The organism is Streptomyces sp. Inha503 (assembly GCF_047215865.1).
Lineage (GTDB): Bacteria > Actinomycetota > Actinomycetes > Streptomycetales > Streptomycetaceae > Streptomyces > Streptomyces lycopersici.
The window spans coordinates 7188651-7212437 of the sequence record NZ_CP178360.1 but is presented as its reverse complement, the minus strand read 5'-3'; the positions used below and the strand labels follow the sequence as shown (position 1 = coordinate 7212437).

Sequence of the window (23787 nt, the reverse complement as noted above, 5' to 3'; positions counted from 1 at the left end):
GGTCAGTTCCCTGTGCCCCCGTCCTCACCTACATAAACGCGGGGAATACGGGCCGAGATCCTGGTCACGATCTCGTAGCCGATCGAGCCCACGGCCCGCGCCCAGTCCTCGACGGTCGGCTCGCCCCGGTCCCCCGGGCCGAACAGCACCGCCTCGTCCCCCGGGACGGCGGTGTCGCCGCCCAGATCCACGACGAACTGGTCCATGGCGACCGTGCCCGCGATGGTCCGCCACTTTCCCGCCACCAGTACCGGGCCGGTGCCCGAGGCATGGCGCGGGATGCCGTCCCCGTAGCCGACGGGCACCAGCGCGAGGGTCGTCTCGCCGGGGGTCACATAGCGGTGCCCGTAGGAGACGCCGTGCCCGCCCGGCACCCGCTTGACCGAGGCGAGCGCGGCGGACAGCGTCATCACCGGGCGCAGCCCGAAGTCGGCGGACGTGCCGAGTTCGGGGCTCGGGCAGATGCCGTAGGTGGAGATGCCGGTCCGGACGAGGTCGAAGTGGGAATCGGGCACGGTCAGGGTCGCCGGTGAGTTGGCGATGTGACGCACCTCCGGCCGCAGCCCCGCCTGTTCCGCGTGGGCGATCACCTCGCGGAAGACCGACAGCTGGGCGGCGATGGACGGATGGCCCGGCTCGTCCGCGCACGCGAAGTGGGACCACAGCCCCGTCACCCGGATGGCCCCTTCCGCCTCGGCGGCGCGCGCCTCGGCGACCAGGGCGGGCCAGTCGGCGGGCTGGCAGCCGTTGCGGCCGAGCCCGGTGTCCGCCTTCAGGTGCAGCCGCGCGGTACGGCCGCACGCGCGGGCCGCGGCGACGGCCTCGCGCACCGCCCACAGCCCGCTGGCCGAGACGTCGATGTCCGCCTCGATGGCCTGCCGCCAGGGGCCGCCTGGCGTCCACAACCAGCACATCAGCCGGCCGGTGTCCCCCGCCGCCCGCAGCGCGAACGCCTCCTCGGGCGTGGCCGCGCCCAGCCAGTGCGCGCCCGCCTCGCGGGCGGCGCGCGCGCACGGGACCATGCCGTGGCCATAGGCGTCCGACTTGACCACGGTCATCAGCTCGGCCGTGGGTGCCGCGGCGCGCAGCGCCCTCACGTTGGCCCGTAGGGCGGCCAGATCGACCACGGCACGGGCGCGCATCGGTGTCTCGTCCATCTCCGTCAGTCTCTCAGGCCCGTCCCCCGACCGGAGTGCGCGCATCTGCGCATCGACGCATCTGCGCATCGACGGATCTGTGCATCGACGCATCTGCGCATCTGCGCACGGAGTGCCTCGCTTCCACGCAAGGAGTGCCCTCTGTTCGGGAGACTATGGGCATGAGGATTGCCTACAGCGTCGAGACCGTACGGGCCGCCGAGCGCGAACTGATGGCACGGCTGCCCGAAGGAGCGCTCATGCAGCGCGCGGCGGCGGGACTCGCGGCCGCGTGCGCCGATCTGCTGGGCCGGGTGTACGGCTCCCGGGTGACCCTGCTCGTCGGCAGCGGCGACAACGGCGGCGACGCGCTCTACGCGGGCGCCCGGCTGGCCCGCCGCGGCGCGGGCGTCACGGCGGTACTGCTCAACCCCGACCGGGCGCACGGGGGCGGCCTCGCCGCCTTGCGGGCGGCGGGCGGGCGGGTGGCCGCCGTTGGCGGCGGAAGCGAGGCGGCCGGTGACGCCGAGGCGGCCGTGGCCCGCGCCGATCTCGTCATCGACGGCGTCGTCGGCATCGGCGGCAAGGGCGGGCTGCGGCCCGACGCGGAGCGGCTCGTCCGGGCGGTGCGCGGGATCGTCGTCGCCGTGGACCTGCCCAGCGGGGTCGACGCCGACACGGGCGAGGTGCGCGGCTCCGCCGTACGCGCGGACGCCACGATCACCTTCGGCACGTACAAGCCGGGGCTGCTCATCGACCCCGCCCGCACCCACGCGGGCGCCCTGCGGCTGGTTGACATCGGCCTGGACGCGCACCTCCCGGCCGACCCCGACGTGGAGGCGTTGCAGCACGAGGACGTGGCGGCGTTGCTGCCCCGGCCCTCGGCGGAGAGCGACAAGTACCGGCGCGGCGTGGTGGGCGTGGTCGCGGGCTCCGCCCGCTACCCGGGCGCGGCCGTACTGGCCGTCTCGGGCGCCCTGCGTGGCGGTGCGGGGGCGGTGCGCTACGTCGGCCCCGCCGCCGACACGGTCATCGCGCGCTTCCCCGAGACCCTCGTCCACTCCGGACCCCCGGCCAAGGCGGGCCGGGTCCAGTCGTGGGTCGTCGGCCCCGGCCTCGGCGACGGCGCGGCGGCCCGGCACTCCCTGGAGGACGTCCTGGCCTCCGATGTCCCGGTCCTGGTCGACGCCGATGGGCTCCACCTGCTGCCCACCGGCAGTGACCTGCGCAAACGCGAGGCGGCCACGGTCCTCACCCCGCATGCGGGCGAGGCGGCGGCGCTGCTCGGCGTGAGCCGCGAGGAGGTCGAGGCGGGCCGGCTGGCCGCCGTAAGGGCGCTGTCCGAGCGCTACGGCGCGACCGTACTGCTGAAGGGGTCGACCACGCTGATCGCCGCCGAGCACCAGCCGGTACGCGTCAACCCCACCGGCGTCGGCTGGCTGGCCACGGCGGGCAGCGGCGATGTGCTGTCCGGCCTGATCGGCTCCCTGCTCGCCACGGGCCTCCCCGCCCGCGAAGCGGCCTCGGCCGGCGCCTACCTCCACGGCCTCGCCGCCCGCCGCACCACGGCCCCGCATGGCGCGCCCATCGCGGCGTACGACGTGTCGACGGCGCTGACGGACACGTGGCGGGACGTGCTGGCCTGAGAGGTCCGCTGGGTGCGGCTGCGTGGTGGTTGCTGGGGTGCGCGGTCGGTTGTGTGGTGGGTGCCGGGGGCGGGGCCTCCAGGGCACCGCCCCCGGCACCACCCACGAACAGCAGGCGAACCACCCACGCACCCGCACCCAGCGGACTCCGCGGAAGCCTCATCCCTCCGCGATCACCACCGCCGACGCGACCCCCGCGTCATGGCTCAGGGAGACGTGCAGGCCCCGCACCCCCAGCCGCTCCGCGCACACCGCGACCGTGCCGCGGACCGAGAAGCGGGGGCGGCCGCTCGGCTCGGTGAGGATTTCGGCGTCGGTCCAGCGCAGGCCGCCGGGGGCGCCCAGGGACTTGGCCAGCGCCTCCTTGGCCGCGAAGCGGGCGGCCAAGGAGGCCATGCCGCGGCGCTCCCCGCTCGGCAGCCACAGTTCGCGCTCGACGAACAGGCGGTCCGCCATGCCAGGGGTACGCCGCAGCGCGTCGTCGAAGCGGTCGATCTCGGCGACGTCGATGCCGACGCCGATGATCACGGCGTCACCCGAGGGACCACTCGACGGCTCACTCGACCGTCACCGACTTGGCCAGGTTCCTCGGCTGGTCGACCTCGTTGCCGCGCGCCGTGGCCAGCTCGCACGCGAAGACCTGTAGCGGAACGGTCGCGACCAGGGGCTGGAGCAGGGTGGGGGTGGCGGGGATCTCGATGAGGTGGTCGGCGTACGGGGCCACCGTCTCGTCGCCGCGCTCGGCGATCACGATGGTGCGGGCGCCGCGGGCCCGGATCTCCTGGATGTTGGAGACGATCTTGTCGTGGAGGACGGACCGCCCGCGCGGCGAGGGGACGACCACGACCACCGGCACGTCCTGCTCGATCAGCGCGATCGGCCCGTGCTTGAGCTCACCCGCCGCGAAGCCCTCCGCGTGCATGTACGCGAGCTCCTTGAGCTTGAGCGCGCCCTCCAGGGCGACGGGGAAGCCGACGTGGCGGCCCAGGAAGAGGACCGTGTTCTTGGCGGCGAGGGTGCGGGCCAGCTCCCGTACCGGCTCCATGGTCTCCAGGACCTCGTCCACCTGGGTCGCGATCTCCGACAGCTCGCGGATCACGGAGAGGATCTCGTCGCCCCACTTGGTGCCGCGCACCTGGCCCAGGTACAGGGCCACCAGGTAGCAGGCCACCAGCTGGGTGAGGAACGCCTTGGTGGAGGCGACGGCGACCTCGGGACCGGCGTGGGTGTAGAGCACCGCGTCCGACTCACGCGGAATCGTGGAGCCGTTCGTATTGCAGATGGCCAGCACCTTCGCGCCCTGCTCACGGGCGTGCCGCAGCGCCATCAGGGTGTCCATGGTCTCGCCGGACTGCGAGATGGCGATCACCAGCGTCCGCTGGTCCAGGATCGGGTCGCGGTAGCGGAACTCGCTGGCCAGCTCCGTCTCGCAGGGGATCCGGGTCCAGTGCTCGATGGCGTACTTCGCGATCATGCCCGCGTGGTACGCGGTGCCGCACGCCACGATCACGACCTTGCTGACCTCGCGCAGCACCGAGGCCGGGATGCGCACCTCGTCCAGGCAGAGGTTCCCGGCCAGGTCGATCCGGCCGAGCAGGGTGTCCGCGACGGCCTTCGGCTGCTCGGCGATCTCCTTGAGCATGAAGTAGTCGTAGCCGCCCTTCTCGGCGGCGGAGGCGTCCCAGTCCACGTGGTACGGGCGGACCTCGGCCGGCGCCCCCTCAAAGTCGGTGACGGTCACACCGTCCCGGCGGGCCTCCACGACCTGGTCCTGGCCCAGCTCGATGGCCTCGCGGGTGTGGGCGATGAAGGCGGCGACATCGGAGGCGAGGAACGCCTCCTCCTCGCCGACGCCGACGACCAGCGGCGAGTTGCGGCGTGCCCCGACCACCACATCGGGCGCGTCCGCGTGCACCGCGACCAGCGTGAAGGCCCCCTCCAGCCGGCGGCAGACCTGCCGCATCGCCTCGGCGAGGTCGCCGCAGGACGAGAACGACTCGGCGAGCAGATGCGCCACGACCTCGGTGTCGGTCTCGGAGGCCAGCTCATGGCCGCGCTCGGCCAGCTCGGCGCGGAGCGCGGCGAAGTTCTCGATGATGCCGTTGTGGACGACGGAGACCCGGCCCGCGTTGTCCAGGTGCGGATGGGCGTTGGCATCGGTCGGACCGCCGTGGGTGGCCCAACGGGTGTGGCCGATACCGGTGCCCCCGGTGGGCAGCGGGCGGTCGGCCAGCTCCTTCTCCAGGTTGCCCAGCTTGCCCGCCTTCTTGGCCGCCGCCAGCCCACCGTCGGCCAGCACGGCGACGCCCGCCGAGTCATAGCCGCGGTACTCCAGCCGCTTGAGCCCGGCGAGGACGACATCGAGGGCCGACTGCCCTCCCACGTAACCAACGATTCCGCACATGGACGCAGCGTACGACCCCGGGGGTGGCAGACCGACCACCGGCCACGCACAGGCCCCTCTCATGCCGTGCATAATGCGCACGAGCGGCCGGGGGGCCGCCCTTTTACTTTCACTTCCCTGGGGGGATCGTGCGCCGTATCACCATGTCGTCCGCCGCCGTACTGCTTCTCGCGCTCGGCACCGGCTGTTCATCGGGTTCGAGCGGATCGGGTTCGAGCGAGAAGGCCCGCGTCACCGAGAAATCGAGCGGAAAGGCGGCCGGAGCGAAAGCGTCCGCCACGAAGAGCACGGACGGCAGACCCGTCGACATCGTCCGCGCCGCCCTGACGAAGGCCCGCGCCACCAGCGCCCGGATCGACGAGACCATCGTGACCCGCGGCAGAGGTGAGGATTTCACCCTCTCCTTAGCGGGCCCGTTCGACCTGGCCGCCGACAAGGGCAAGCTGTCGGTCGACTTCCCGGGCGGCGCGGTCGACCATATGGACGAGGTCTTCAGCGGGGGCAAGGTCTATCTCTCCCGGACCGTTCCCAAGGGCCACTGGGCGGTCATCGACCGCGACAAGGCCAGGGCCCACTCCCTGCTGCGGGCCCCGCTGAACGACCCCGAACACCTCCTGCGCCAGGCGTCCGCCATCCGCGACGTCTCGGACCGGGGCACGACCACGATCGACGGCCGTCCGGTGCGCCTCTACCGGGGCACGCTCGACTACCGGACGCTCACCCTCGGCCTGGCGGACGAGCACCGCAGGCAGCTCGACACGGCCCGGAAGGCGATGGGCGGCGGGCTGCCCGCGTCCGCGATGGTCTGGGTGGACGAGGAGGGACGACCGGCCCGGGTCGAGCTGTCGGCCGTACAGCAGACGGGGTACGTCACCGTCACCATGAACCTGACCGACTTCGGCAAGCCCGTGAAGGTGCGGGTCCCGGACGCGTCCAGGACCGCCCCGACCGACTCCGTCACGGGCGTGCTCCCCGGGTGACGACCCCCGGCCCCGGCCCGGGGTGACCGACCCCACGCCTCGGCACCGCTCCCTCGGACGGTCCCTGCCATGACAATGAGGGGGTGATCACGTCAACCGCGCGCGCGGCGCGCACCGTGCGCGGCCCGCAGCGGCGGAGCGGCGAAGCGACCCCGTACGTCGATCTGTCCCGCGCCGAGTGGAGCGCGCTGCGGGACAAGACGCCGCTGCCGCTGACCGCCGACGAGGTCGAGAAGCTGCGAGGGCTCGGCGATGTCATCGACCTCGATGAGGTGCGGGATGTCTATCTGCCGCTGTCCCGGCTGCTCAACCTCTATGTGGCCGCCACCGGCAATCTGCGCGGCGCGCTCAACACCTTCCTGGGCGACACCAAGCGGGGCAACGGGGCCCAGCCCGGTACGCCGTTCGTGATCGGCGTGGCGGGGAGCGTCGCGGTCGGCAAGTCGACCACCGCGCGGCTGCTCCAGGCGCTGCTGGCCCGCTGGCCCGAGCATCCGCGGGTGGAGCTGATCACCACGGACGGCTTTCTGTACCCCAACGCCGAGCTGCGCCGCCGTGGGCTGATGTCCCGCAAGGGGTTCCCGGAGAGCTACGACCGCCGGGCGCTGACCCGCTTCGTCGCCGATGTGAAGGCGGGCCGGGCGGAGGTGTCGGCGCCGGTCTACTCCCACCTGATCTACGACATCGTGCCGGACGAGCGGCTGACCGTGCACCGCCCCGACATCCTCATCGTCGAGGGCCTCAACGTGCTCCAGCCCGCGCTGCCGGGGAAGGACGGGCTGACCCGCGTCGGGCTCGCGGACTTCTTCGACTTCAGCGTGTACGTGGACGCCCGGACCGAGGACATCGAGCGCTGGTACCTGGGCCGCTTCAAGAAGCTGCGGGAGACGGCCTTCCAGGACCCGTCCTCGTACTTCCGCAAGTACACCCAGGTCTCGGAGGAGGAGGCGCTGGACTACGGGCGGATGATCTGGCGGACCATCAACCAGCCCAATCTGAAGCAGAATGTGCAGCCCACGCGGGGGCGGGCCACGTTGGTGCTGCGCAAGGGGCCGGATCACAAGGTGCAGCGGCTGTCCCTGCGCAAGCTGTGAGGAGCGTCGGGCCATGCTGCACTTGAGGTTGATCGTCCCCGCCGAGCGCACCGAGGACGTGGTGCGCACGATCGGGAAGACGGTCGGCGCCACCCATCTGGTGGTGCTGCCGGGCGCCGCCCGCGACCCCGCGGGGGACGTCGTCATGTGCGACGTGGCGCGCGAGGCCGGGGACGCCCTGCTGGGCGAACTGCGTGAGCTGGGCCTTGACGAGGCCGGTTCGATCGCGGTGGAGAACATCGACCTGTCGCTGTCCAAGCGCGCCGACAAGGCGGAGGAGGAGGCGCCCGGCGAGGGCGCGGACGCGGTCCTGTGGGAGCACCTGGCGGACGCCACCCACGAGGAGTCCACACTCTCGGTCACCTATCTCGCCTTCCTCGTCATCGCGACGATGATCGCGGCATGCGGTGTGGTGCTGGACAACGCGATCCTGATCGTCGGCGCGATGGCGGTCGGCCCCGAGTTCGGGCCGCTGGCGGGGCTGTGCACCGCGCTGGTGCGGCGCGCGCCGCGGCTGGCCGCCCGCTCGGCGATCGCGCTGCTGGTCGGATTCGCGGCGGCGATGGCGCTGACCACCGGCTTCAGCATCGCGATGGACGCGGCGGGCCTCTTCGGCAAGGACATGCTGGAGCATGCCCGGCCGAACACGGACTTCATCTGGAAGCCGGACATGTTCTCGTTCGTGGTCGCCGTGCTCGCGGGGATCGCCGGGACGCTCTCGCTGACCTCGGCGAAGTCCGGCGCGCTGGTGGGTGTGGCGATCTCGGTGACCACGGTGCCGGCGGCGGCCAACGCGGCGGTGGCGCTGGGGTATGGGGACATCGACCAGATGTGGGGCTCGACGGAGCAGCTGCTGCTGAATCTGGTGGGGATCGTGGTGGCGGGGACGTTGACGTTGGTGGCGCAGAAGGTTTTGTGGGGGCGGCGGAGGTAGGGTGCGGGGCTCCGCCCCGGACCCCCGCCGGGGCTCCGCCCCGGACCCCACTCCTCAAGCTCCCCCAGCTACCGCTGGGAGGTGCCCCCTGGAGGGGCTGGCAGACCAGCCCCTCCGGCGCTTGAGGAGCGACGCGGCCCTAGCCCAGCGCCGACTTCACCGCGTCCGCCAGGCGGCCCGCCACCGAGCGGGCCTGCTCGATGTCGGCGGCCTCGACCATGACCCGCACCAGCGGCTCCGTGCCCGAGGGGCGGAGCAGTACCCGGCCGGTCTCGCCCAGCTCGCGCTCGGCCTCGGCGACGGCCGCGGCCACGTCCGCGCTGGAGGCGACGCGGGACTTGTCCACGTCGGGGACGTTGACCAGCACCTGCGGCAGCCGCTCCATGACGCCCGCGAGGTCGGCCAGGGCGCGGCCGGTCGCGGCGACGCGGGCCGCCAGCAGCAGGCCGGTGAGGGTGCCGTCACCCGTCGTGGCGTGGTCGAGGACGATCACGTGCCCGGACTGCTCGCCGCCCAGGGCGTAGCCGTGGGACTTCATCTCCTCCAGCACATAGCGGTCCCCGACCGCCGTCTGGACCAGTTCGACGCCCTCGCGCCGCATCGCCAGCTTGAAACCGAGGTTGGACATCACGGTGCCGACCACCGTGTCCCCGCGCAGCTCGCCCGCCTCGCGCAGGGCCAGGGCCAGGACGGCGAGGATCTGGTCGCCGTCGACCTCGCGGCCCGCCGCGTCCACCGCGAGACAGCGGTCGGCGTCCCCGTCGTGGGCGATGCCGAGGTCGGCCCGGTGCTCCACGACGGCCGCCTGGAGGCGGGCGAGGTGGGTGGAGCCGTAGCCGTCGTTGATGTTGAGCCCGTCCGGGTCGGTACCGATCGTCACGACCTCGGCCCCGGCCCGCGCGAACGCCTCCGGGGAGACCCGGGCGGCGGCGCCGTGCGCCCCGTCGATGACGACCTTGAGACCGTCGAGCCGGTTGGGGAGGACGCCGACCAGATGGGCCACATAGGCGTCGAAGCCCTCGTCGTAGTCCCGGACCCGGCCCACCCCGGTGCCCGTCGGCCGGTCCCACGGCTCACCGGAGGCGTGGGCGCGGTAGGTGGTCTCGATGCGGTCCTCCAGCTCGTCGGCCAGCTTGTGGCCGCCACGGGCGAAGAACTTGATGCCGTTGTCGGGCATCGGGTTGTGGCTCGCGGAGAGCATCACCCCGAGGTCCGCGTCCAGCGCCCCGGTCAGATGCGCGACGGCCGGCGTGGGCAGCACGCCGACCCGCAGTACGTCCACCCCGGCACTGGCCAGCCCCGCCACCACGGCCGCCTCCAGGAACTCCCCGGACGCTCGCGGATCCCGCCCGACCACCGCCACCGGCCGATGGCCCTCGAAGGTTCCCGCCTCGGCGAGCACATGCGCCGCCGCTACCGACAGGCCGAGCACCATCTCAGCCGTCAGATCGGCGTTCGCGACGCCGCGCACACCATCCGTACCGAAGAGTCGTCCCACTGGTGTCCTCCGAAGTTACGAGCTGGGGGGCCGAAGCTTGCTTGAAGCTTGCTTGTAGGTATACGCCCCCCGGTGGCGATAGCCGAACGCCCCGGAGGCACAGGTGGTGCCGCCGGGGCGTTCGGGTGAAGCAGCGGTGCCGCGATGGGCGTCAGCGCTTGCTGTACTGCGGCGCCTTGCGGGCCTTCTTCAGACCGGCCTTCTTACGCTCGGTGGCGCGGTCGTCACGGGTCAGGAAGCCGGCCTTCTTGAGGGGGCCGCGGTTGTTGTCCACGTCCGCCTCGTTCAGCGCCCGGGCGATGCCCAGACGCAGCGCCCCGGCCTGGCCGGAGACGCCGCCGCCGGAGATGCGGGCGATGACGTCGTAGCGGTCGTCCAGCTCGAGCACCTTGAAGGGCTCGTTGACTTCCTGCTGGTGGACCTTGTTGGGGAAGTACTCCTCGAGAGTACGTCCGTTGATCTTCCACTGCCCGCTGCCCGGCACGATGCGGACACGCGCCACGGCGTTCTTGCGGCGGCCGGTGCCGGCGGCAGGCTGCGGGTCACCGAAGCGGGAAGCTAGCGACTCGGAGGTGTACTCCGACTCGACCGTCTCAACGCTCTCGGTGGTGTACTCCTCGACATCGAGGGGGGTCTCGGCGGTGGTCTCGGCCACGATGCTCCTCAGATTCTCTTCGTCGTAAGGGGTGGCCGGGACTACTGCGCGACCTGGGTGATCTCGAACGGAACCGGCTGCTGAGCGGCGTGCGGGTGCTGGTCGCCCGAGTACACCTTCAGCTTCGAGAGCATCTGACGGCCCAGGGTGTTCTTGGGGAGCATGCCCTTGATGGCCTTCTCGACGGCCTTCTCCGGGTTCTTCTCCAGCAGCTCGTCATAGCGGATGGAGCGCAGACCACCCGGGTAGCCGGAGTGGCGGTACGCCATCTTCTGGGTCCGCTTGTTGCCGGAGAGGTGCACCTTGTCGGCGTTGATGATGATGACGAAGTCACCAGCGTCGACATGCGGCGCGTACACCGGCTTGTGCTTACCCCGCAAAAGGGTGGCGGCCTGGGTGGCCAGACGGCCCAGAACCACGTCGGTGGCGTCGATGACATGCCACTGACGCTGAACGTCGCCGGGCTTGGGGCTGTACGTACGCACGGTCGTAGCCTTCGCTTCTTCAGTGAGTGGAGTCTCCCCGAGCCCGCGAGGGCCGGGAGGACAGGTCCGGACAAGGCCACCCGGACGATCACGACAGCCGTGGCCGCACCTCGGTGACGCATGCCGAGTGCTTGCCGCTGGTCATCGGCCCGGTGGACCGGCGTAACGGCCTCTCACGTGAGAACGAGCAAGCCAATACGCATAACGAACTGGCAGAATACCGGCCCGCCCCCACCCGGGTCAAAACGCCCCCACGCCCCTCGCGCTGGCCCCGGCCACCGCCGGGAGGGCTTCGCCGTGCGTCCGCCCGCGCCCCGGGTCGGGCCGGGGACAGCGGCCGAGTGGGCGTGGGGCGCGAGGAAGAGAGACCCGCGGGCGGGTCCATCGTGTCACTCGGCCGGTCTAAGATGCGCGCCATGAGCTTTGGGCAAGGGGGGCCTTATGGGCCCGGGGGTTCTCAGCCGCCTCAGCCGTCGACGCCGGACTGGGCGGCGCTCGCCGATCAGTCCGCCGCGCGCAACCGCCGCCGCAAGCTGCTCTTCATCGGGGGCGGGGCGCTGGCGACGGCCGCCGTCGCCGCGATCGTCGCCACCGCCGTGGTCAGCAGCGGCCACAAGGACAAGGGGGGCGGAGATTCGGCCGGTGGAGTGCCCACCCAGCCGGACCTGCCCAGCGAGTCGGCGACGCCCGAGCCGTCCTTCTCCAATGTGGCGCCGCCCGCGCCGCCGAAGCCGCTGGACATCATCTCCAGCGCCCGGCGGGACAAGGCACCGCTGAGCGCGGGCAGCCTCTTCCCCGACAAGCGCGCCGCCAAGGACGACCGCTCGTACACCAAGGCGGCGTCCGCCTCCACCACCAGCTGCTCGGCCGCGACCCAGGGGGCGCTCGGCTCCGTCCTGGTGAACAACGGCTGCCGCAAGCTGCTGCGGGCCACCTTCACCCGGGACGGTGTCGCGGTGACGGTCGGTGTCGCCGTCTTCGACGGCAAGGCGGCGGCTGAGAAGGCCAAGGACCGGTACCAGCCGAACATCGCCTCGCTCTCGGGCGGGGGCGTCCCGACCTTCTGCCGCCGGACGGCCTGCCAGAGCTCGGCGAACGCGATCGGGCGGTACGCCTACTTCACGATCTCCGGCTATACGTCGGGGAAGGCGGTCACGTCGTCGGACACCGCCACCCTCCAGGCCGGCCGCGATGTGGCCGACTACACCTTCCGCCGGATCCTGGCCCGGGGCAGTGCCCAGGCGTCGGCGGAGGCCGCCTCGGCCGCCTCCGCCACCAACTGAGAACCGGCCACGAACGGAAACCGCCCGCCGGGCGGCGCTACGACGCGGCGCCCTTCGTGGCCTTCTCCACCTTCGCCATCTGGGCGTCCACCACCGCGGCCGGGATCTCGGACTTCGCGGGGTCGGCGATGTTCACCCCGAAGAACACCGTCACCTGCGGCCCGGTCCGCACGACCGTGAACTTGATGACGGCCTTCTGCTTGCCCGCGTCATGCAGGCTGAAGGACAGCGCCTCGTCCCCGGCCTTCGGCGCGTCCAGCGGTGTCACCTTCTCGACGTCCGCCTTCCCGCCCGTGCCGTCCTGGGCGGGGAAGCCGCCCTGGCAGGAGGCGACGGCCTCGCGCAGGTCCTTCACCGTGCGCTCGGCGTCGCCCGGTCCGTAGGAGGAGATCCGGATCAGGCCGGTGCCGCCGACCTTCGCCTTGGTGAGGTTGGTGGCGTAGGCGCGGTGGACGCTGGCCTTGGGCGCCGGGTCGTACTTGCTCCCCATCAGCGCGGCCATCGGCTGGCACGCGGCCTTGCCGGTCTTGGCCGAGCCGCCCTCGCTGACCTCCTTGTCGGTCATCTTCTGCACCTCGACCCCCTTGACCTCGCCGTTGGTCAGGGCGGCCCGCTCCAGGGCGGACGCGGACAGGGGCTTGGCGGCCGGGTCGGAGCTCGCGGCCTCGTCCCCCTGCGAAGCGCCGTCACCCTGCTCGGCGCTGCCCGCCTGCTTGGCGCCGTCCGCCTTGCCGTCGCCGGAGTCGCTGCCGCATCCGGTCATCAGCCCGAGCGCCGCCACCACCGCGATGGCCGCGGCCACGGTCCGCTTCGCACCGGAGTCGTTCATCTCTCTGTCCACCCCTGGTCGGTATCGGTCCCGTACGGGCTCCGCACGGACACCCCGCAGACTCCCAGAACCCGGGGAAGGTTGTAATCCCTTTTGCGAATGTGGTGGATCCCATATCACCACACGCATAAGCAACCTTCGCGGCCCCAGCCAGTCTTACCGACCGACTCGGTCCTTACTGGCTCCGCCTCGGAGGGGAGGGCACGACGCGGCAGTTCTGCTCCGCCGCGCGTACATCACCATGAAGATTTCTTTCCTGCTCCACAACGCCTATGGCATCGGCGGAACCATCCGGTCGACCTTCAATGTGGCCGGGGCGCTCGCCGCCCACCACACCGTGGAGATCGTCTCCCTGATCCGCACCATCGACACCCCGAACCTCCCCCTCCACCCCGCCGTACGGCTCAGACCCCTGATCGACCTGCGCCCCCAGGAAGACCAGCCCCGCGCCGGGCGCCGCGCCGCCGACCTCGGCCATCCGCTGCTGACCCGGACCAGCGCCCACATCCCCGCCGCCGAGGCCAGGGGCACCACCAACTTCAACGCCCTCACCGACGAACGCGTCGCCGAGTACCTCGACCGCACCGACGCCGATGTCGTCATCGCCACCCGCCCCGGCCTGGTCATCTATCTCGCCGCGCTCGGCCGCGCCGGCCGCTTTCTGCGGATCGGCCAGGAGCACCGCCTCTACGGCACCCACCGCGCCGAGATCCGCGCCGCCTGCGACGCCGCCATACCCCACCTCGACGCGTACACCTCCGTCTCCGAGGCCGACGCGGCCACCCACCGAGCCCATCTCCCCGGCGTCACCACCCGGCTGACCGCCCTGCCCAACGGGGTGCCCGCCACCGGGATCGAACCCTCCGACGGCCGCGCCAAACTCGTCGTGGCCGCGGGCCGGCTGATCCCCGTCAAGCGCTACGACCTGCTGGTGGCCGCCTGGGAGACGGTGGCCGCCAAACACCCCGACTGGCGGTTGCGCATCTACGGCCGCGGCCCCCAACTCCCCGCGCTGCGCCGCCAGATCGACGAGCTCGGGCTGGCCGGTCACATCACCCTGATGGGCGCCCACTCCCCCATCGAGACCGAATGGGCCAAGGGCGCGATCGCCGCCGTCACCTCCCGCGAGGAGTCATTCGGCATGACGATCGTCGAGGCGATGCACTGCGGGGTGCCCGTGGTCGCCACCGACTGCCCGCACGGCCCTGGCGAGATCATCACCGATGGCCGGGACGGGCTGCTGGTGCCGGTGGGCGACGCGGACGGGATCGCCAAGGGGCTGCTGACCCTGATCGAGGACGACGAGCTGCGCCGCTCGATGGGCGCGGCGGCCCGGGTCGCGGCGGAGCGCTACGCCCCCGAGCGCGTGGCGGCCGCCTACGAACGGCTCATCGAGGAGCTCCGCACCGCCCGTTCCACCACGGCCCCGGCCCACCGGCGCCGTACGGCCGCGCCGCTACGGGGCCGGCCGGCCGGAGCGCCGCTGACCGGCACCCTCAAGGACACGGTCAAGCACCTGATCCGCAAGCCCCTGCGGCCCGTCGCCTCCTGCCGGGTCACCGCCGGGGGCGATCTGTCGGTGCTGCTGGAGCCCGCCGGTCTGCACGGCGGTGAGCTCGTACTGACCGTCACCCGCCGCAAGAGCGACGAACCCCCCTTCCACATACCGCTGCTGCCCCCGGTCGGCGCCGCGCCGTCCGCGCCCTGGACGGCCACGCTCGACCGCGCGACGCTCGACCTCGACGAGGGCCGCTGGGATCTGCATGTGGTCCGCCCCTCCGACGGCGTCCGCCGCCGGGTCGGCTGCCGCTTCGCCGAGGGGCGCGGGCTGCTGGACCTGGAGCCGCTGCCCGGCTCCCCGTTCACCTGGTGGATCCCCTACTCCACCGTCGACGGCTATCTCGCGCTGCGCGCCTGGCGGCGCCCGGCCCACGCCGAGGCCCGGGTGATCCGCCTGGACGCCGAGGGGATCGCCGTCGAAGGCACCCTGCACGGCGCCCGCTTCGGGCCCGACGCCACCCCGACCGCGGTGGCCACCCCGTCCAGGGGCCCGGCCCGTCCGTTCCTCACCGGGGTCACGGCGCTCGACGGCGGCCGGTTCCGCTTCACCGTCCCGTACGAGCGGATCCGGGAGGCCCATGACGGCGAAGAGGGCGCCGCGGGCTGGACCCTGACGCTCCATAAGTCCGCCCGGGGCGGGACCCCGATCCGGATCGGACGCATCGTCGGCGACATCGTGGACCGCGACAAAACGGACCTCTTCCCGATCACTCACGGTGTCCGCCCCCACCTCACCCGCACCGGTGACCTCGCCATCACCTCCGTCACCACGGGGAATTGAGGGAATCGGTCCAAAGGTGCCGTGTTTGCCGCCGAGACCACCGGTAACACTCGGTGATACCAGCCTCGAGCGAGGGAAATCTCTGCGGAAGGCACAGCGATGTCAACAGTCACGCTCATCATCCTGCTGGCGGCATTGGCCGCCATGGCCGGCCTGGTGATCGCCCCCTCGGTGCGGCAGGGCCGCAAGGGCGAACTGCCGGTCCGAAGCCTGCCCTCGGAAGCCAGGGAGCGGTACGCGGCGCGGTGGGCGGGCCTGCAAGAGCGGTTCGTGGACTCCCCCGGATGGGCCCTGCGCGAAGCCGACCGGCTGCTGGGCGCGTTGGCCGTCGACCGCGGCTATCCGGCCGAGTCCGCGGAGAAGCGGATGGCCGCGCTGTCCGTCCGTCACCCCGAGGAGATCGACGGCTACCGCCGGCTGCACGCCATGGCGGCGCGGGTGAACGACAACGAGCCCGCCGAGACGGCCACGGAGCGGATGCGGGAGGCGCTGGTCGCGGCGCGTCCCCTGTTCGAACAGCTGGTCCGTGCCCAGCCGCAGGACGAGCGCCCGCTCCCGCCTCCGGTCCCCCGCCGGCGGGACCACCGGCGGGGCCGTATCCCGCGGCAGCGCCTCGGCCCGGCCGCCGATCACTGACCGGTGAGCCGCACCGCCAGCGCGAGGGTGTCATCCGGATGCAGGATCACCGTGTGCATATCCTCCGCGATGGCGCCGGGAACCTCCTCCGTCGGGCTCCGCACATGCTTGTGCGCGGCCTCGATCAGGCGCTTCTCGCCCTCGATCGGGTCCCGGCGGCTCTCGGTGAGACCGTCGGTGTAGAGCAGGAGGAGGTCCCCGGGGGCCAGCCGCTCGGTCAGCGGGGTCTCGCTGCCGGGCAGCGGAAAGCCGATTCCGCGCCCCCGGGCCTCCAGATACCGGGCCGACCCGTCGCGGCGCAGCAGCAGCGCGGGCGGATGGCTCCCATTGGCCAGCCACAGCTCACCGGTGGCCGGATCGATCCGGGCCAGCTGCACGGTGGCCATCACGGACCGGTCGAAGGGCCGCAGGATCTCGTCGGTGCGGGCCACGATCGACTCGAGCCGGTGGCCCTCCAGGGCCAGGGTGCGCACCGCGTGGGTGACGTTGAGCGCGCTGCGCGTACTGGTCACCCCATGGCCCAGCGCGTCCACGATGGTGATGTGGACGGTGCCGTCGGGCAGTACGAACCAGTCGTACAGATCCCCGCCGGTCGGCGCGTCGGTGCCGGCCGGCTCGTAGTGCACGGCGAGTTCCAGACCGTCGGCCTTGATGGGCGCCGGGCGCAGCGCGTCCTCCAGCTCCCGCAGCGTCTGGCCGTGCGCGGTGCGCAACCGCTTGTCCCGCTCGTCGAGCTGGACGTAGAGCGCGAGCACCCCGCTGTTGGTCTCGGCGAGTTCGTCATTGAGACGGCGGTGCTCGGAGGTGAGCGCGTCGGCGGCGGCCACGACCGCGCGCAGCTCCTCCGCGGCGAGGGCGTCCTCGTCGGGCGCCTCGTCCGCGGCGCCGGACGGGGGTGACGCCGGGAGGCGCCAGACCACCCGGTCCCCGGTCACCTCGTCGGGGGCCATCGGGAGATCCGCCGCCACCGGACCCGTGTCGCCCGGGGTCCGCAGCACCACTGTGAGCAGTCCCCCGGCCGGTTCGTAACCCCACTCGAGGCCCGTCTCCCGCCCGGCGCGCAGCGCCGACCCGGCGGCCTCGGTGGCGGACAGCACAAGGCGCGCCCGGACCGCGGGGTCCAGGGCGTGCTCGCGGGCCAGCGCCCGAACGGCCCGGCTGAGCCCCGCCGTCGTGGCGCAGATGAGGTTCCTCGTCGTCATGGAAGCCTTAAGGGGGACCTGGCCGCGAGCACCGTGGCGTCGTCGCGGACGCGGCGGTGGCCATGGGCGAGTGCGGCGGACAACAGGGGCGGCGGGAGGCGGAGCACGGACGGGGGCGGGTCGAGCGACCAGCGGGCGTCGATGCCGTCACTGTGCAGCACCGCCGTACCGCCCTGGGGCAGCGGGAAATCGTGGACGCGGGGGGTGGGCATTCCCCAGCCGACGACTCCGGGCTGCCCGGTCAGCCGGTGCCGAACCCGGTCGTGGGTCAGGGCGAGGGCGCGGATGTTGCCGACACCGCAGTAGTCGGCGTGCCCGGAACGCAGCCGCAGCACGCCCACGGCGGCCCCTCGGGTGTGTCGCAGGGCCCGGTTCATCCGGGTGAGCACCTCGGGCAGCGGCCGGTCGGGGTCGGCGTGGAAGGTGCGCAGCGCCGCCTGGGCCGCCTCGGCGGCGGGCCGGCCGTGGCCCAGACCGTCCAGGACGACCGCGGTGCGGGCGGAGTCCGTGTCGACGATCGCGCAGGCGTCGCCACAGCCCTCCTCCCCCTCGGCGGGCAGACAGACCGCGCCGACCCCCTGCCACTCCGGCCGCCGCTCGCCCGGCGCGATGAGCCGGGCGCAGGCCCAGGTGCCCGCGTGGGTGCCGTCGGCGCTGCGCATATGGAAGTGGGTCGCCATCCGCTTGACGGCGCCGAGCCCGACCCCCAGCGTTCCGGAGGTGGTGTAGCCGTCCGCGAGACAGCGCTCGGGGTCGTGCATACCGGGGCCGCGGTCGGCGGCGAGGATCTCCATCCCGTGGCCCAGCGGCATCGGCTGGACGTAGAGCGTGCCGTCGCTGGCGTGCTTGTCCAGATTGGTCGCCAGCTCCGAGGCGATCACCGCCGCCTGGTCGGGCAGCGCCCCCGGCAGCTCGCACGCCCGGGCCACCTCACGCGCCGCCTCGGCGGCCAGCTGCACGGCGCTGCGGTGGTCGACGCGCACCTGGACGGTGGGCGCCGTGAACGTATGGGTCACCGCACCGTCCAGCGGGTGGCGACCACCACCGTGCCCTCACCCGGGCCGGTACGCACCGAGAACTCGTCCATCAACCGCCGGGCGCCGCCCAGTCCGTGGCCCAGGCCCGAGCCGGTGGTGAAGCCGTCGGTGAGCGCCGCGTCGAGGTCGGCTATCCCCGGCCCCTCGTCCTTGACGACCAGCCGCAGTCCCCGCCGTCCGCGGGGGTCGCGCGGATACTCCAGGGTCACCGTGCCGCCGCCCCCGTGGACATAGGCGTTACGGGCGAGCTCGCTGGCGGCCGTCACCACGCGGGTCTGGTCCACCAGGCCGAAGCCCACCTCGACGGTGGCCGCGCGCACGGCATGGCGGACCGTCAGCAGGTCCTCCTCCGTGCGCACCGGGTACGAGGCCGGCGCGGGCGGGCGCCGGCCATCCGTCCGCGAGGGCGTCTTGGGCCCGCGGGAGGCGAGGGTGAATTCACCGGGCGGTGCCACGTCGGGCCCCTTCCAGGGGCTGTGGGGCCTGACGCCACCCCAGCGCGGCCAAGCCCTGCTCCGGATTGAGTGCGGTCTCCACGCCGACGAGCTCGATCCCGAGCTCGACCAGGGTGATCGCCACCGGCGGTCGCATCCCGGCCACGATCACCCGCGCCCCCAGCAGCCGGGCGACCGTGGTCAGCTCCATCAGCGTCCGGGCCACGAAGGAGTCGATGACCTCCAGCCGGGAGATGTCGATGAGCACCCCTCGGGCGCCCTCGGCCGAGATCCGCTCGGTCAGCTCCTCGGTGAAGGCGATGGCGGTCCGGTCGTCGATTTCATTGAGCAGGCCGGTGACCAGGACGTCTCCCAGTCGCAGAATCGGAACGCCGGGCTGGGGCTGACCGGTCACCGGCCGTCTCCTTCGTCACCGTCGGGCCCGGGCCCGTCGATCAGCTTGATCGCGGCGGCCAGCGCGTCGGCCAGCGTCGCCCGCGTGAGGATGGTGGACAGATCGATGCCGAGCTGGGCGATGGTCTGGGCGATCGAGGGGCGCACCCCGCTGATCACACAGTCCGCGCCCATCAGCCGCACCGCGTTCACGGTCTGCATCAGATGCTGGGCGACGGCGGTGTCCACCGTCGGCACACCCGTGATGTCGATGATCGCGACCAGTGCCTCATGGTCCTGGATGGCCTGGAGCAGATTCTCCATCACCACCTGGGTCCGGGCGGTGTCCAGCGTGCCGATCAGCGGAACGGCCAGCACCTGCCGCCACAGCCGCACCACCGGTGTCGACTGCTCCATCAGCTGCTGGCTCTGCCGGCGGATGATCTCCTCCCGGCCATCCACATACGTCTCGAAGGACAGCGCCCCGGCCACATCGAGCAGCCGGTTCATGAAGACGGCCGAGGCGAACAGCTCCTCGGCGTCCCGGGTGTCCCGCTGCACCGCCTTCAGCAGCGCCTCCTTGAGCGCCAGCACCGCGAGCGAGGTCGCCGTCGGGGTGGCCCCGGCCCGCGCCCGGCGCAGCGACAGGCCGACCACGGCCTCGTGCAGCCCCGGGCTGGAGGTCACCACGCGGTCCGCCGGCACACCGCTCCGGAGCCCCGGGACCAGCGCCTCGATCAAGGAGTCGGCCTCCTCGCGGAGTTCGGCCTCCCCGATGTCGGTGTCGAGCAGGGCCTGCTCCATTTGCAGCTCGACCCAGCGATCGGCGATCTCCTCGCCGCGTTCATGGAGCGCCCTGGTCAGGCGCTCGCGCACAGCGGCCTCGCTGGTACTCACGCGGTTCCCTTCGCGGTCGGCGACCGTTCTTGGTTGGCAAATTTTATCGATCTTCCGGGTGCCCCGGAAGCCGCAGCATGCCGATCGCCGTCGCACCCGGCAGGGAGCGCTTGTTGCGGGACTCGCGGTTACGGGCCGCGAGTTGGTCGTCGGCCGGGTAGCCGACCTCTTCCAGGGTCAGCCCATGGGGGCGGACGACATGGACGGCGGAGTCGCGCAGTCCGGCGGCGAGCACCTTGGCGGGCCAGTCCGGCGGGCGGTGGCCGTCGCCGACGAAGAGCAGCGCGCCCACCAGCGAGCGCACCATGTTGTGGCAGAAGGCGTCCGCCCGCACCGTGGCCGTGATCACGCCGTTCGCCCCGCGCACCCAGTCCAGCCGCTGGAGGGTGCGGATGGTGGTGGCACCGTCGCGCTTCTTGCAGTACGCGGCGAAGTCGTGCTCGCCCAGGAGCCGTATCGAGGCGGCGTTCATGGCGTCCACGTCCAGCGGCCAGTCGTGCCACAGCACATGGCCGCGCAGCAGCGGGTCGACCCCGCCGGGGTGGTCGGTGACCCGGTAGGCGTAGCGCCGCCAGATCGCGGAGAAGCGGGCGTTGAACCCGGACGGGGCCTCGGCCACCCTCCAGACCCGTACGTCATGGGGCAGCCGGCCAGCCAGCCGCCGCAGCAGCCTGTCCCGGTGCTCGGCCCACAGCGCCTCGGGCAGATCCACGTGCGCCACCTGGCCGCGGGCGTGGACCCCCGCGTCGGTGCGGCCCGCGACGGTCAGCTCGAAGGTCTCCGCGGAGCGCGTCACCGTCCGCAGCGCGCTCTCCAGCTCGCCCTGTACGGTGCGCCGCTCGCGCTGCTTGGCCCAGCCCGAGAAGTCCTTGCCGTCGTAACTCAGATCCAGCCGGACCCGTACGAAACCGGGCGCCGCCTCGTCACTCACCCAACCGTTCCTCTCCATGCGGAACGGGCCCGCTCCCAGGATCTGGGGGCGGGCCCGTCCGTTACGACAAGAGCCGTCGAACGCCTCAGGCGTCCTTGGACTCCTCGGCCTCTGCCGGAGCCTCGGCGGCCTCGGCAGCCGGGGCCTCCTTCTTGAGGTCCGCGACGGCCTGGTCACCGGCGGCGTCCTTGGCGGTGCGCTTGGTGGCGGCCTCGGCCTCGCCGACCGCCTCCTGCTGCACGGTCAGCGCCTCGACCAGCTCGATGACCGCCATCGGGGCGTTGTCGCCACGGCGGTTACCGATCTTGGTGATGCGGGTGTAGCCACCCGGCCGGTTCTCGTAGCGCGGCCCGATCTCGGTGAAGAGAGTGTGCACGACGCTCTTGTCGCGGATGGTCTGGAGCACCAGACGGCGGTTGTGAAGGTCGCCCTTCTTCGCCTTGGTGACCAGCTTCTCCGCGACCGGGCGCAGGCGGCGGGCCTTCGCCTCGGTGGTGGTGATCCGGCCGTGCTCGAACAGCGCGGTGGCGAGGTTCGCCAGCAGGAGCCGCTCGTGCGCAGCGCTGCCGCCCAGACGGGCGCCCTTGGTGGGCTTCGGCATGTGTATCTCCTAGATGTCTGCACCGGCCGTATCAGGTACCGGTGTCAGTGGACAAAATCCAGCCCGTCCGGCGATTGAGGACGACGCCTCAGCCACAGCGGACCAGCAGGTTCTAGTACTGCTCGGTCTCCACGAAACCGGCATCCGCGTCGTCGTCGGCGCCGAAGGCGTCAGCGGCGGCGGTCGGGTCGAATCCGGGCGGGCTGTCCTTGAGCGCGAGGCCCATACCGGCCAGCTTCGCCTTGACCTCGTCGATCGACTTGGCGCCGAAGTTCCGGATGTCGAGCAGGTCCGCCTCGGACCGCGCCACGAGCTCACCCACGGAGTGGATGCCCTCGCGCTTGAGGCAGTTGTACGACCGAACGGTGAGCTCGAGCTCCTCGATCGGCAGCGCCAGGTCGGCGGCGAGGGCGGCGTCCGTCGGGGACGGGCCCATGTCGATGCCCTCGGCGTCCACGTTCAGCTCGCGGGCGAGGCCGAACAGCTCGACCAGGGTCTTACCGGCCGACGCCATGGCGTCACGCGGCCGCATGGCCTGCTTGGTCTCGACGTCGACGATCAGCTTGTCGAAGTCGGTGCGCTGCTCGACACGGGTCGCCTCGACCTTGTAGGTGACCTTGAGCACCGGCGAGTAGATCGAGTCGACCGGGATCCGGCCGATCTCCTGGCCGACCTGCTTGTTCTGCACGGCGGAGACATAGCCGCGACCGCGCTCGACGGTCAGCTCCATCTCCAGCTTGCCCTTGCCGTTCAGCGTGGCCAGGACCAGGTCGGGGTTGTGCACCTCGACACCGGCCGGCGGCGCGATGTCGGCGGCGGTGACCAGACCCGGGCCCTGCTTGCGCAGGTACATCACGACGGGCTCGTCGTGCTCCGAGGAGACGACCAGCTGCTTGATGTTGAGGATCAGGTCGGTGACGTCCTCCTTGACGCCCGGCACGGTGGTGAACTCGTGCAGGACCCCGTCGATCCGGATGCTGGTCACGGCCGCACCGGGGATCGAGGAGAGGAGCGTACGACGCAGGGAGTTTCCGAGGGTGTAGCCGAAGCCCGGCTCCAGCGGCTCGATCACGAACCGGGAGCGGAACTCGTCGACGACCTCTTCGGTCAACGAGGGACGCTGAGCGATCAGCATGGGTTTTGCCTCCAGTCTTCGGCGCCCGCTATTTGACGCCGAACCCTTCAATGGTACGGGCGGTACGTGCCAAACGGCTCCGTACCGCCCGACCCTCACACCAGCCGGCTACGCCGGCGGGCCTTGGCTACTACTTGGAGTAGAGCTCGACGATCAGCTGCTCCTGCACCTGGGTGTCGATCACCTGGCGCTCGGGCATCGAGTGCACGAGGATCCGCAGCTGCGACGGAATGGCCTCCAGCCACGCCGGCACCGTGCGCTCGCCCGCCTCGGCCTGGGCCACCTGGAAGGGGGTCATGGTCCGGGACTTCGGACGAACCTCGATGATGTCGTTCACGGTGACCCGAGCCGACGGAATGTCGGTCTTGACGCCGTTCACGGTGAAGTGACCGTGGCGGACCAGCTGACGGGCGTGGTCGCGGGACTTGGCGAAGCCGGCCCGGTAAACCACGTTGTCCAGTCGGGTCTCGAGGATGCGAAGAAGGTTCTCACCGGTCTTGCCGGTCTTCTTGTTCGCCTCCGCGTAGTAACCACGGAACTGCTTCTCAAGGACTCCGTAGATGCGGGTCGCCTTCTGCTTCTCGCGGAGCTGGAGAAGGTACTCGCTGTCCTTGGTGCGCCCGCGACCGTGCTCACCCGGGGGGTAAGGACGGATCTCGATCGGGCACTTCGCGCTCTCGCACTTGCTCCCCTTGAGGAAGAGCTTCTGCTTCTCCCGACGGCAACGCTTGCAGTCGGCCCCGGTGTAACGCGCCATTGTTTCTGTTGTCTCCTACTTCAGCCGGTCAGACACGCCGACGCTTGGGCGGGCGGCATCCGTTGTGCGGAGTCGGAGTGACGTCCTGGATCGAGCCCACCTCCAGGCCGGTGGCCTGGAGCGAGCGGATCGCGGTCTCACGGCCGGAGCCCGGACCCTTGACGAACACGTCGACCTTGCGCATGCCGTGCTCCTGCGCGCGGCGGGCGGCCGACTCGGCGGCCATCTGCGCGGCGAACGGAGTGGACTTGCGCGAGCCCTTGAAGCCGACGTGGCCGGCCGAGGCCCAAGAGATCACGTTCCCGGTCGGGTCCGTGATCGAGACGATGGTGTTGTTGAACGTGCTCTTGATGTGAGCGTGCCCGTGGGCGACGTTCTTCTTTTCCTTGCGGCGCACCTTCTTGGCGCCGGCCGTCCTGCTCTTCGGAGGCATTCTCTTGAAATCTCCCGTGGAGGTGGTCGGTCCTACAGCTCGGACC

Annotated in this window: 24 protein-coding genes; 7 read left to right on the top strand and 17 right to left on the bottom strand. The window is 71.8% G+C overall.

Features of this window, described 5'->3' with window-relative positions; all coding sequences use genetic code 11:
* Nucleotides 1–2: 2 nt before the first annotated feature.
* Entirely contained in the window at nt 3–1157 is a 1155-nt protein-coding gene (gene alr, locus ACJX2R_RS30435; protein ID WP_413102720.1) for an alanine racemase, read from the bottom strand.
* Nucleotides 1158–1318: 161 nt separating this feature from the next.
* On the opposite strand from alr, the gene ACJX2R_RS30430 reads away from it, so the two are divergent.
* Nucleotides 1319–2782 carry an NAD(P)H-hydrate dehydratase gene (locus tag ACJX2R_RS30430; RefSeq protein WP_413102719.1) on the top strand — a complete coding sequence of 488 codons (1464 nt, stop codon included), beginning with the start codon at nt 1319–1321 and terminating at the stop codon, nt 2780–2782.
* Nucleotides 2783–2941: 159 nt separating this feature from the next.
* Here ACJX2R_RS30430 and ACJX2R_RS30425 read toward each other — a convergent pair whose 3' ends face one another.
* Both ACJX2R_RS30425 and glmS read right to left on the bottom strand, forming a co-directional pair.
* A complete protein-coding gene (locus ACJX2R_RS30425) occupies nt 2942–3310 on the bottom strand; it encodes a holo-ACP synthase (protein ID WP_262705029.1) in 369 nt (122 codons plus the stop codon).
* A gap of 28 nt (nt 3311–3338) precedes the next feature.
* Nucleotides 3339–5186 (bottom strand): glutamine--fructose-6-phosphate transaminase (isomerizing), encoded by a 1848-nt coding sequence (gene glmS / locus ACJX2R_RS30420; protein ID WP_413102718.1) that lies wholly within the window; start codon nt 5184–5186, stop codon nt 3339–3341.
* Nucleotides 5187–5314: 128 nt separating this feature from the next.
* On the opposite strand from glmS, the gene ACJX2R_RS30415 reads away from it, so the two are divergent.
* From ACJX2R_RS30415 to ACJX2R_RS30405, 3 genes are all read left to right on the top strand, one after another.
* Nucleotides 5315–6166: a hypothetical protein gene (locus tag ACJX2R_RS30415; RefSeq protein WP_413102717.1), complete on the top strand. Its 852-nt coding sequence runs from the start codon at nt 5315–5317 to the stop codon at nt 6164–6166.
* An 83-nt stretch (nt 6167–6249) separates the two neighbouring features.
* Nucleotides 6250–7260, top strand: coding sequence for a type I pantothenate kinase (gene coaA / locus ACJX2R_RS30410; RefSeq protein WP_262705026.1), 1011 nt, complete (start codon nt 6250–6252; stop codon nt 7258–7260).
* Between the two features lie 13 nt (nt 7261–7273).
* A complete protein-coding gene (locus tag ACJX2R_RS30405) occupies nt 7274–8194 on the top strand; it encodes a DUF389 domain-containing protein (RefSeq protein WP_413102716.1) in 921 nt (306 codons plus the stop codon).
* A gap of 139 nt (nt 8195–8333) precedes the next feature.
* Here the strand turns inward: ACJX2R_RS30405 and glmM are convergent, their stop codons facing one another.
* From glmM to rplM, 3 genes are all read right to left on the bottom strand, one after another.
* On the bottom strand, nt 8334–9692 hold the full coding sequence (gene glmM, locus ACJX2R_RS30400) for a phosphoglucosamine mutase (protein ID WP_413102715.1): 1359 nt from the start codon (nt 9690–9692) through the stop codon (nt 8334–8336).
* Between the two features lie 151 nt (nt 9693–9843).
* The gene (gene rpsI / locus ACJX2R_RS30395) at nt 9844–10347 is read right to left on the bottom strand and encodes a 30S ribosomal protein S9 (protein WP_037952927.1); all 504 of its coding nucleotides are present in this window, start codon (nt 10345–10347) and stop codon (nt 9844–9846) included.
* A 41-nt stretch (nt 10348–10388) separates the two neighbouring features.
* Nucleotides 10389–10832 (bottom strand): 50S ribosomal protein L13, encoded by a 444-nt coding sequence (gene rplM / locus ACJX2R_RS30390; protein WP_020869230.1) that lies wholly within the window; start codon nt 10830–10832, stop codon nt 10389–10391.
* 416 nt (nt 10833–11248) lie between these two features.
* Between rplM and ACJX2R_RS30385 the strand changes: the two genes are divergently transcribed.
* A complete protein-coding gene (locus ACJX2R_RS30385; protein WP_413102714.1) occupies nt 11249–12115 on the top strand; it encodes a hypothetical protein in 867 nt (288 codons plus the stop codon).
* Between the two features lie 37 nt (nt 12116–12152).
* Here ACJX2R_RS30385 and ACJX2R_RS30380 read toward each other — a convergent pair whose 3' ends face one another.
* A complete protein-coding gene (locus ACJX2R_RS30380) occupies nt 12153–12956 on the bottom strand; it encodes a hypothetical protein (protein ID WP_413102713.1) in 804 nt (267 codons plus the stop codon).
* A gap of 229 nt (nt 12957–13185) precedes the next feature.
* Between ACJX2R_RS30380 and ACJX2R_RS30375 the strand changes: the two genes are divergently transcribed.
* Both ACJX2R_RS30375 and ACJX2R_RS30370 read left to right on the top strand, forming a co-directional pair.
* On the top strand, nt 13186–15285 hold the full coding sequence (locus tag ACJX2R_RS30375) for a glycosyltransferase family 4 protein (RefSeq protein ID WP_413102712.1): 2100 nt from the start codon (nt 13186–13188) through the stop codon (nt 15283–15285).
* A gap of 99 nt (nt 15286–15384) precedes the next feature.
* Nucleotides 15385–15921, top strand: a complete 537-nt coding sequence (locus tag ACJX2R_RS30370) for a hypothetical protein (RefSeq protein WP_413102711.1) — start codon at nt 15385–15387, stop codon at nt 15919–15921.
* Here the strand turns inward: ACJX2R_RS30370 and ACJX2R_RS30365 are convergent.
* The 10 genes from ACJX2R_RS30365 to rpsK all read right to left on the bottom strand — a co-directional run bounded on the left by ACJX2R_RS30365 (nt 15915) and on the right by rpsK (nt 23741).
* On the bottom strand, nt 15915–17123 hold the full coding sequence (locus tag ACJX2R_RS30365) for a PP2C family protein-serine/threonine phosphatase (RefSeq protein WP_413102710.1): 1209 nt from the start codon (nt 17121–17123) through the stop codon (nt 15915–15917). The two genes, ACJX2R_RS30370 and ACJX2R_RS30365, sit on opposite strands and share 7 nt — an antisense overlap.
* Nucleotides 17120–18139 (bottom strand): SpoIIE family protein phosphatase, encoded by a 1020-nt coding sequence (locus ACJX2R_RS30360; protein WP_413102709.1) that lies wholly within the window; start codon nt 18137–18139, stop codon nt 17120–17122. The genes ACJX2R_RS30365 and ACJX2R_RS30360 overlap by 4 nt, the downstream gene beginning before the upstream one ends.
* Nucleotides 18136–18615: an anti-sigma regulatory factor gene (locus tag ACJX2R_RS30355; protein ID WP_413102708.1), complete on the bottom strand. Its 480-nt coding sequence runs from the start codon at nt 18613–18615 to the stop codon at nt 18136–18138. The genes ACJX2R_RS30360 and ACJX2R_RS30355 overlap by 4 nt, the downstream gene beginning before the upstream one ends.
* Nucleotides 18599–19009, bottom strand: a complete 411-nt coding sequence (locus tag ACJX2R_RS30350) for an STAS domain-containing protein (RefSeq protein ID WP_413102707.1) — start codon at nt 19007–19009, stop codon at nt 18599–18601. The genes ACJX2R_RS30355 and ACJX2R_RS30350 overlap by 17 nt, the downstream gene beginning before the upstream one ends.
* On the bottom strand, nt 19006–19884 hold the full coding sequence (locus ACJX2R_RS30345; protein WP_413102706.1) for an STAS domain-containing protein: 879 nt from the start codon (nt 19882–19884) through the stop codon (nt 19006–19008). The genes ACJX2R_RS30350 and ACJX2R_RS30345 overlap by 4 nt, the downstream gene beginning before the upstream one ends.
* Before the next feature lie 43 nt (nt 19885–19927).
* On the bottom strand, nt 19928–20815 hold the full coding sequence (truA, locus tag ACJX2R_RS30340; RefSeq protein WP_413102705.1) for a tRNA pseudouridine(38-40) synthase TruA: 888 nt from the start codon (nt 20813–20815) through the stop codon (nt 19928–19930).
* An 85-nt stretch (nt 20816–20900) separates the two neighbouring features.
* The gene (gene rplQ / locus ACJX2R_RS30335; RefSeq protein WP_262705014.1) at nt 20901–21416 is read right to left on the bottom strand and encodes a 50S ribosomal protein L17; all 516 of its coding nucleotides are present in this window, start codon (nt 21414–21416) and stop codon (nt 20901–20903) included.
* Nucleotides 21417–21528: 112 nt separating this feature from the next.
* Nucleotides 21529–22551, bottom strand: a complete 1023-nt coding sequence (locus ACJX2R_RS30330) for a DNA-directed RNA polymerase subunit alpha (RefSeq protein WP_009715858.1) — start codon at nt 22549–22551, stop codon at nt 21529–21531.
* Nucleotides 22552–22681: 130 nt separating this feature from the next.
* A complete protein-coding gene (rpsD, locus tag ACJX2R_RS30325; protein WP_256652941.1) occupies nt 22682–23308 on the bottom strand; it encodes a 30S ribosomal protein S4 in 627 nt (208 codons plus the stop codon).
* A gap of 28 nt (nt 23309–23336) precedes the next feature.
* A complete protein-coding gene (gene rpsK / locus ACJX2R_RS30320) occupies nt 23337–23741 on the bottom strand; it encodes a 30S ribosomal protein S11 (protein ID WP_009715860.1) in 405 nt (134 codons plus the stop codon).
* Nucleotides 23742–23787: the final 46 nt, after the last annotated feature.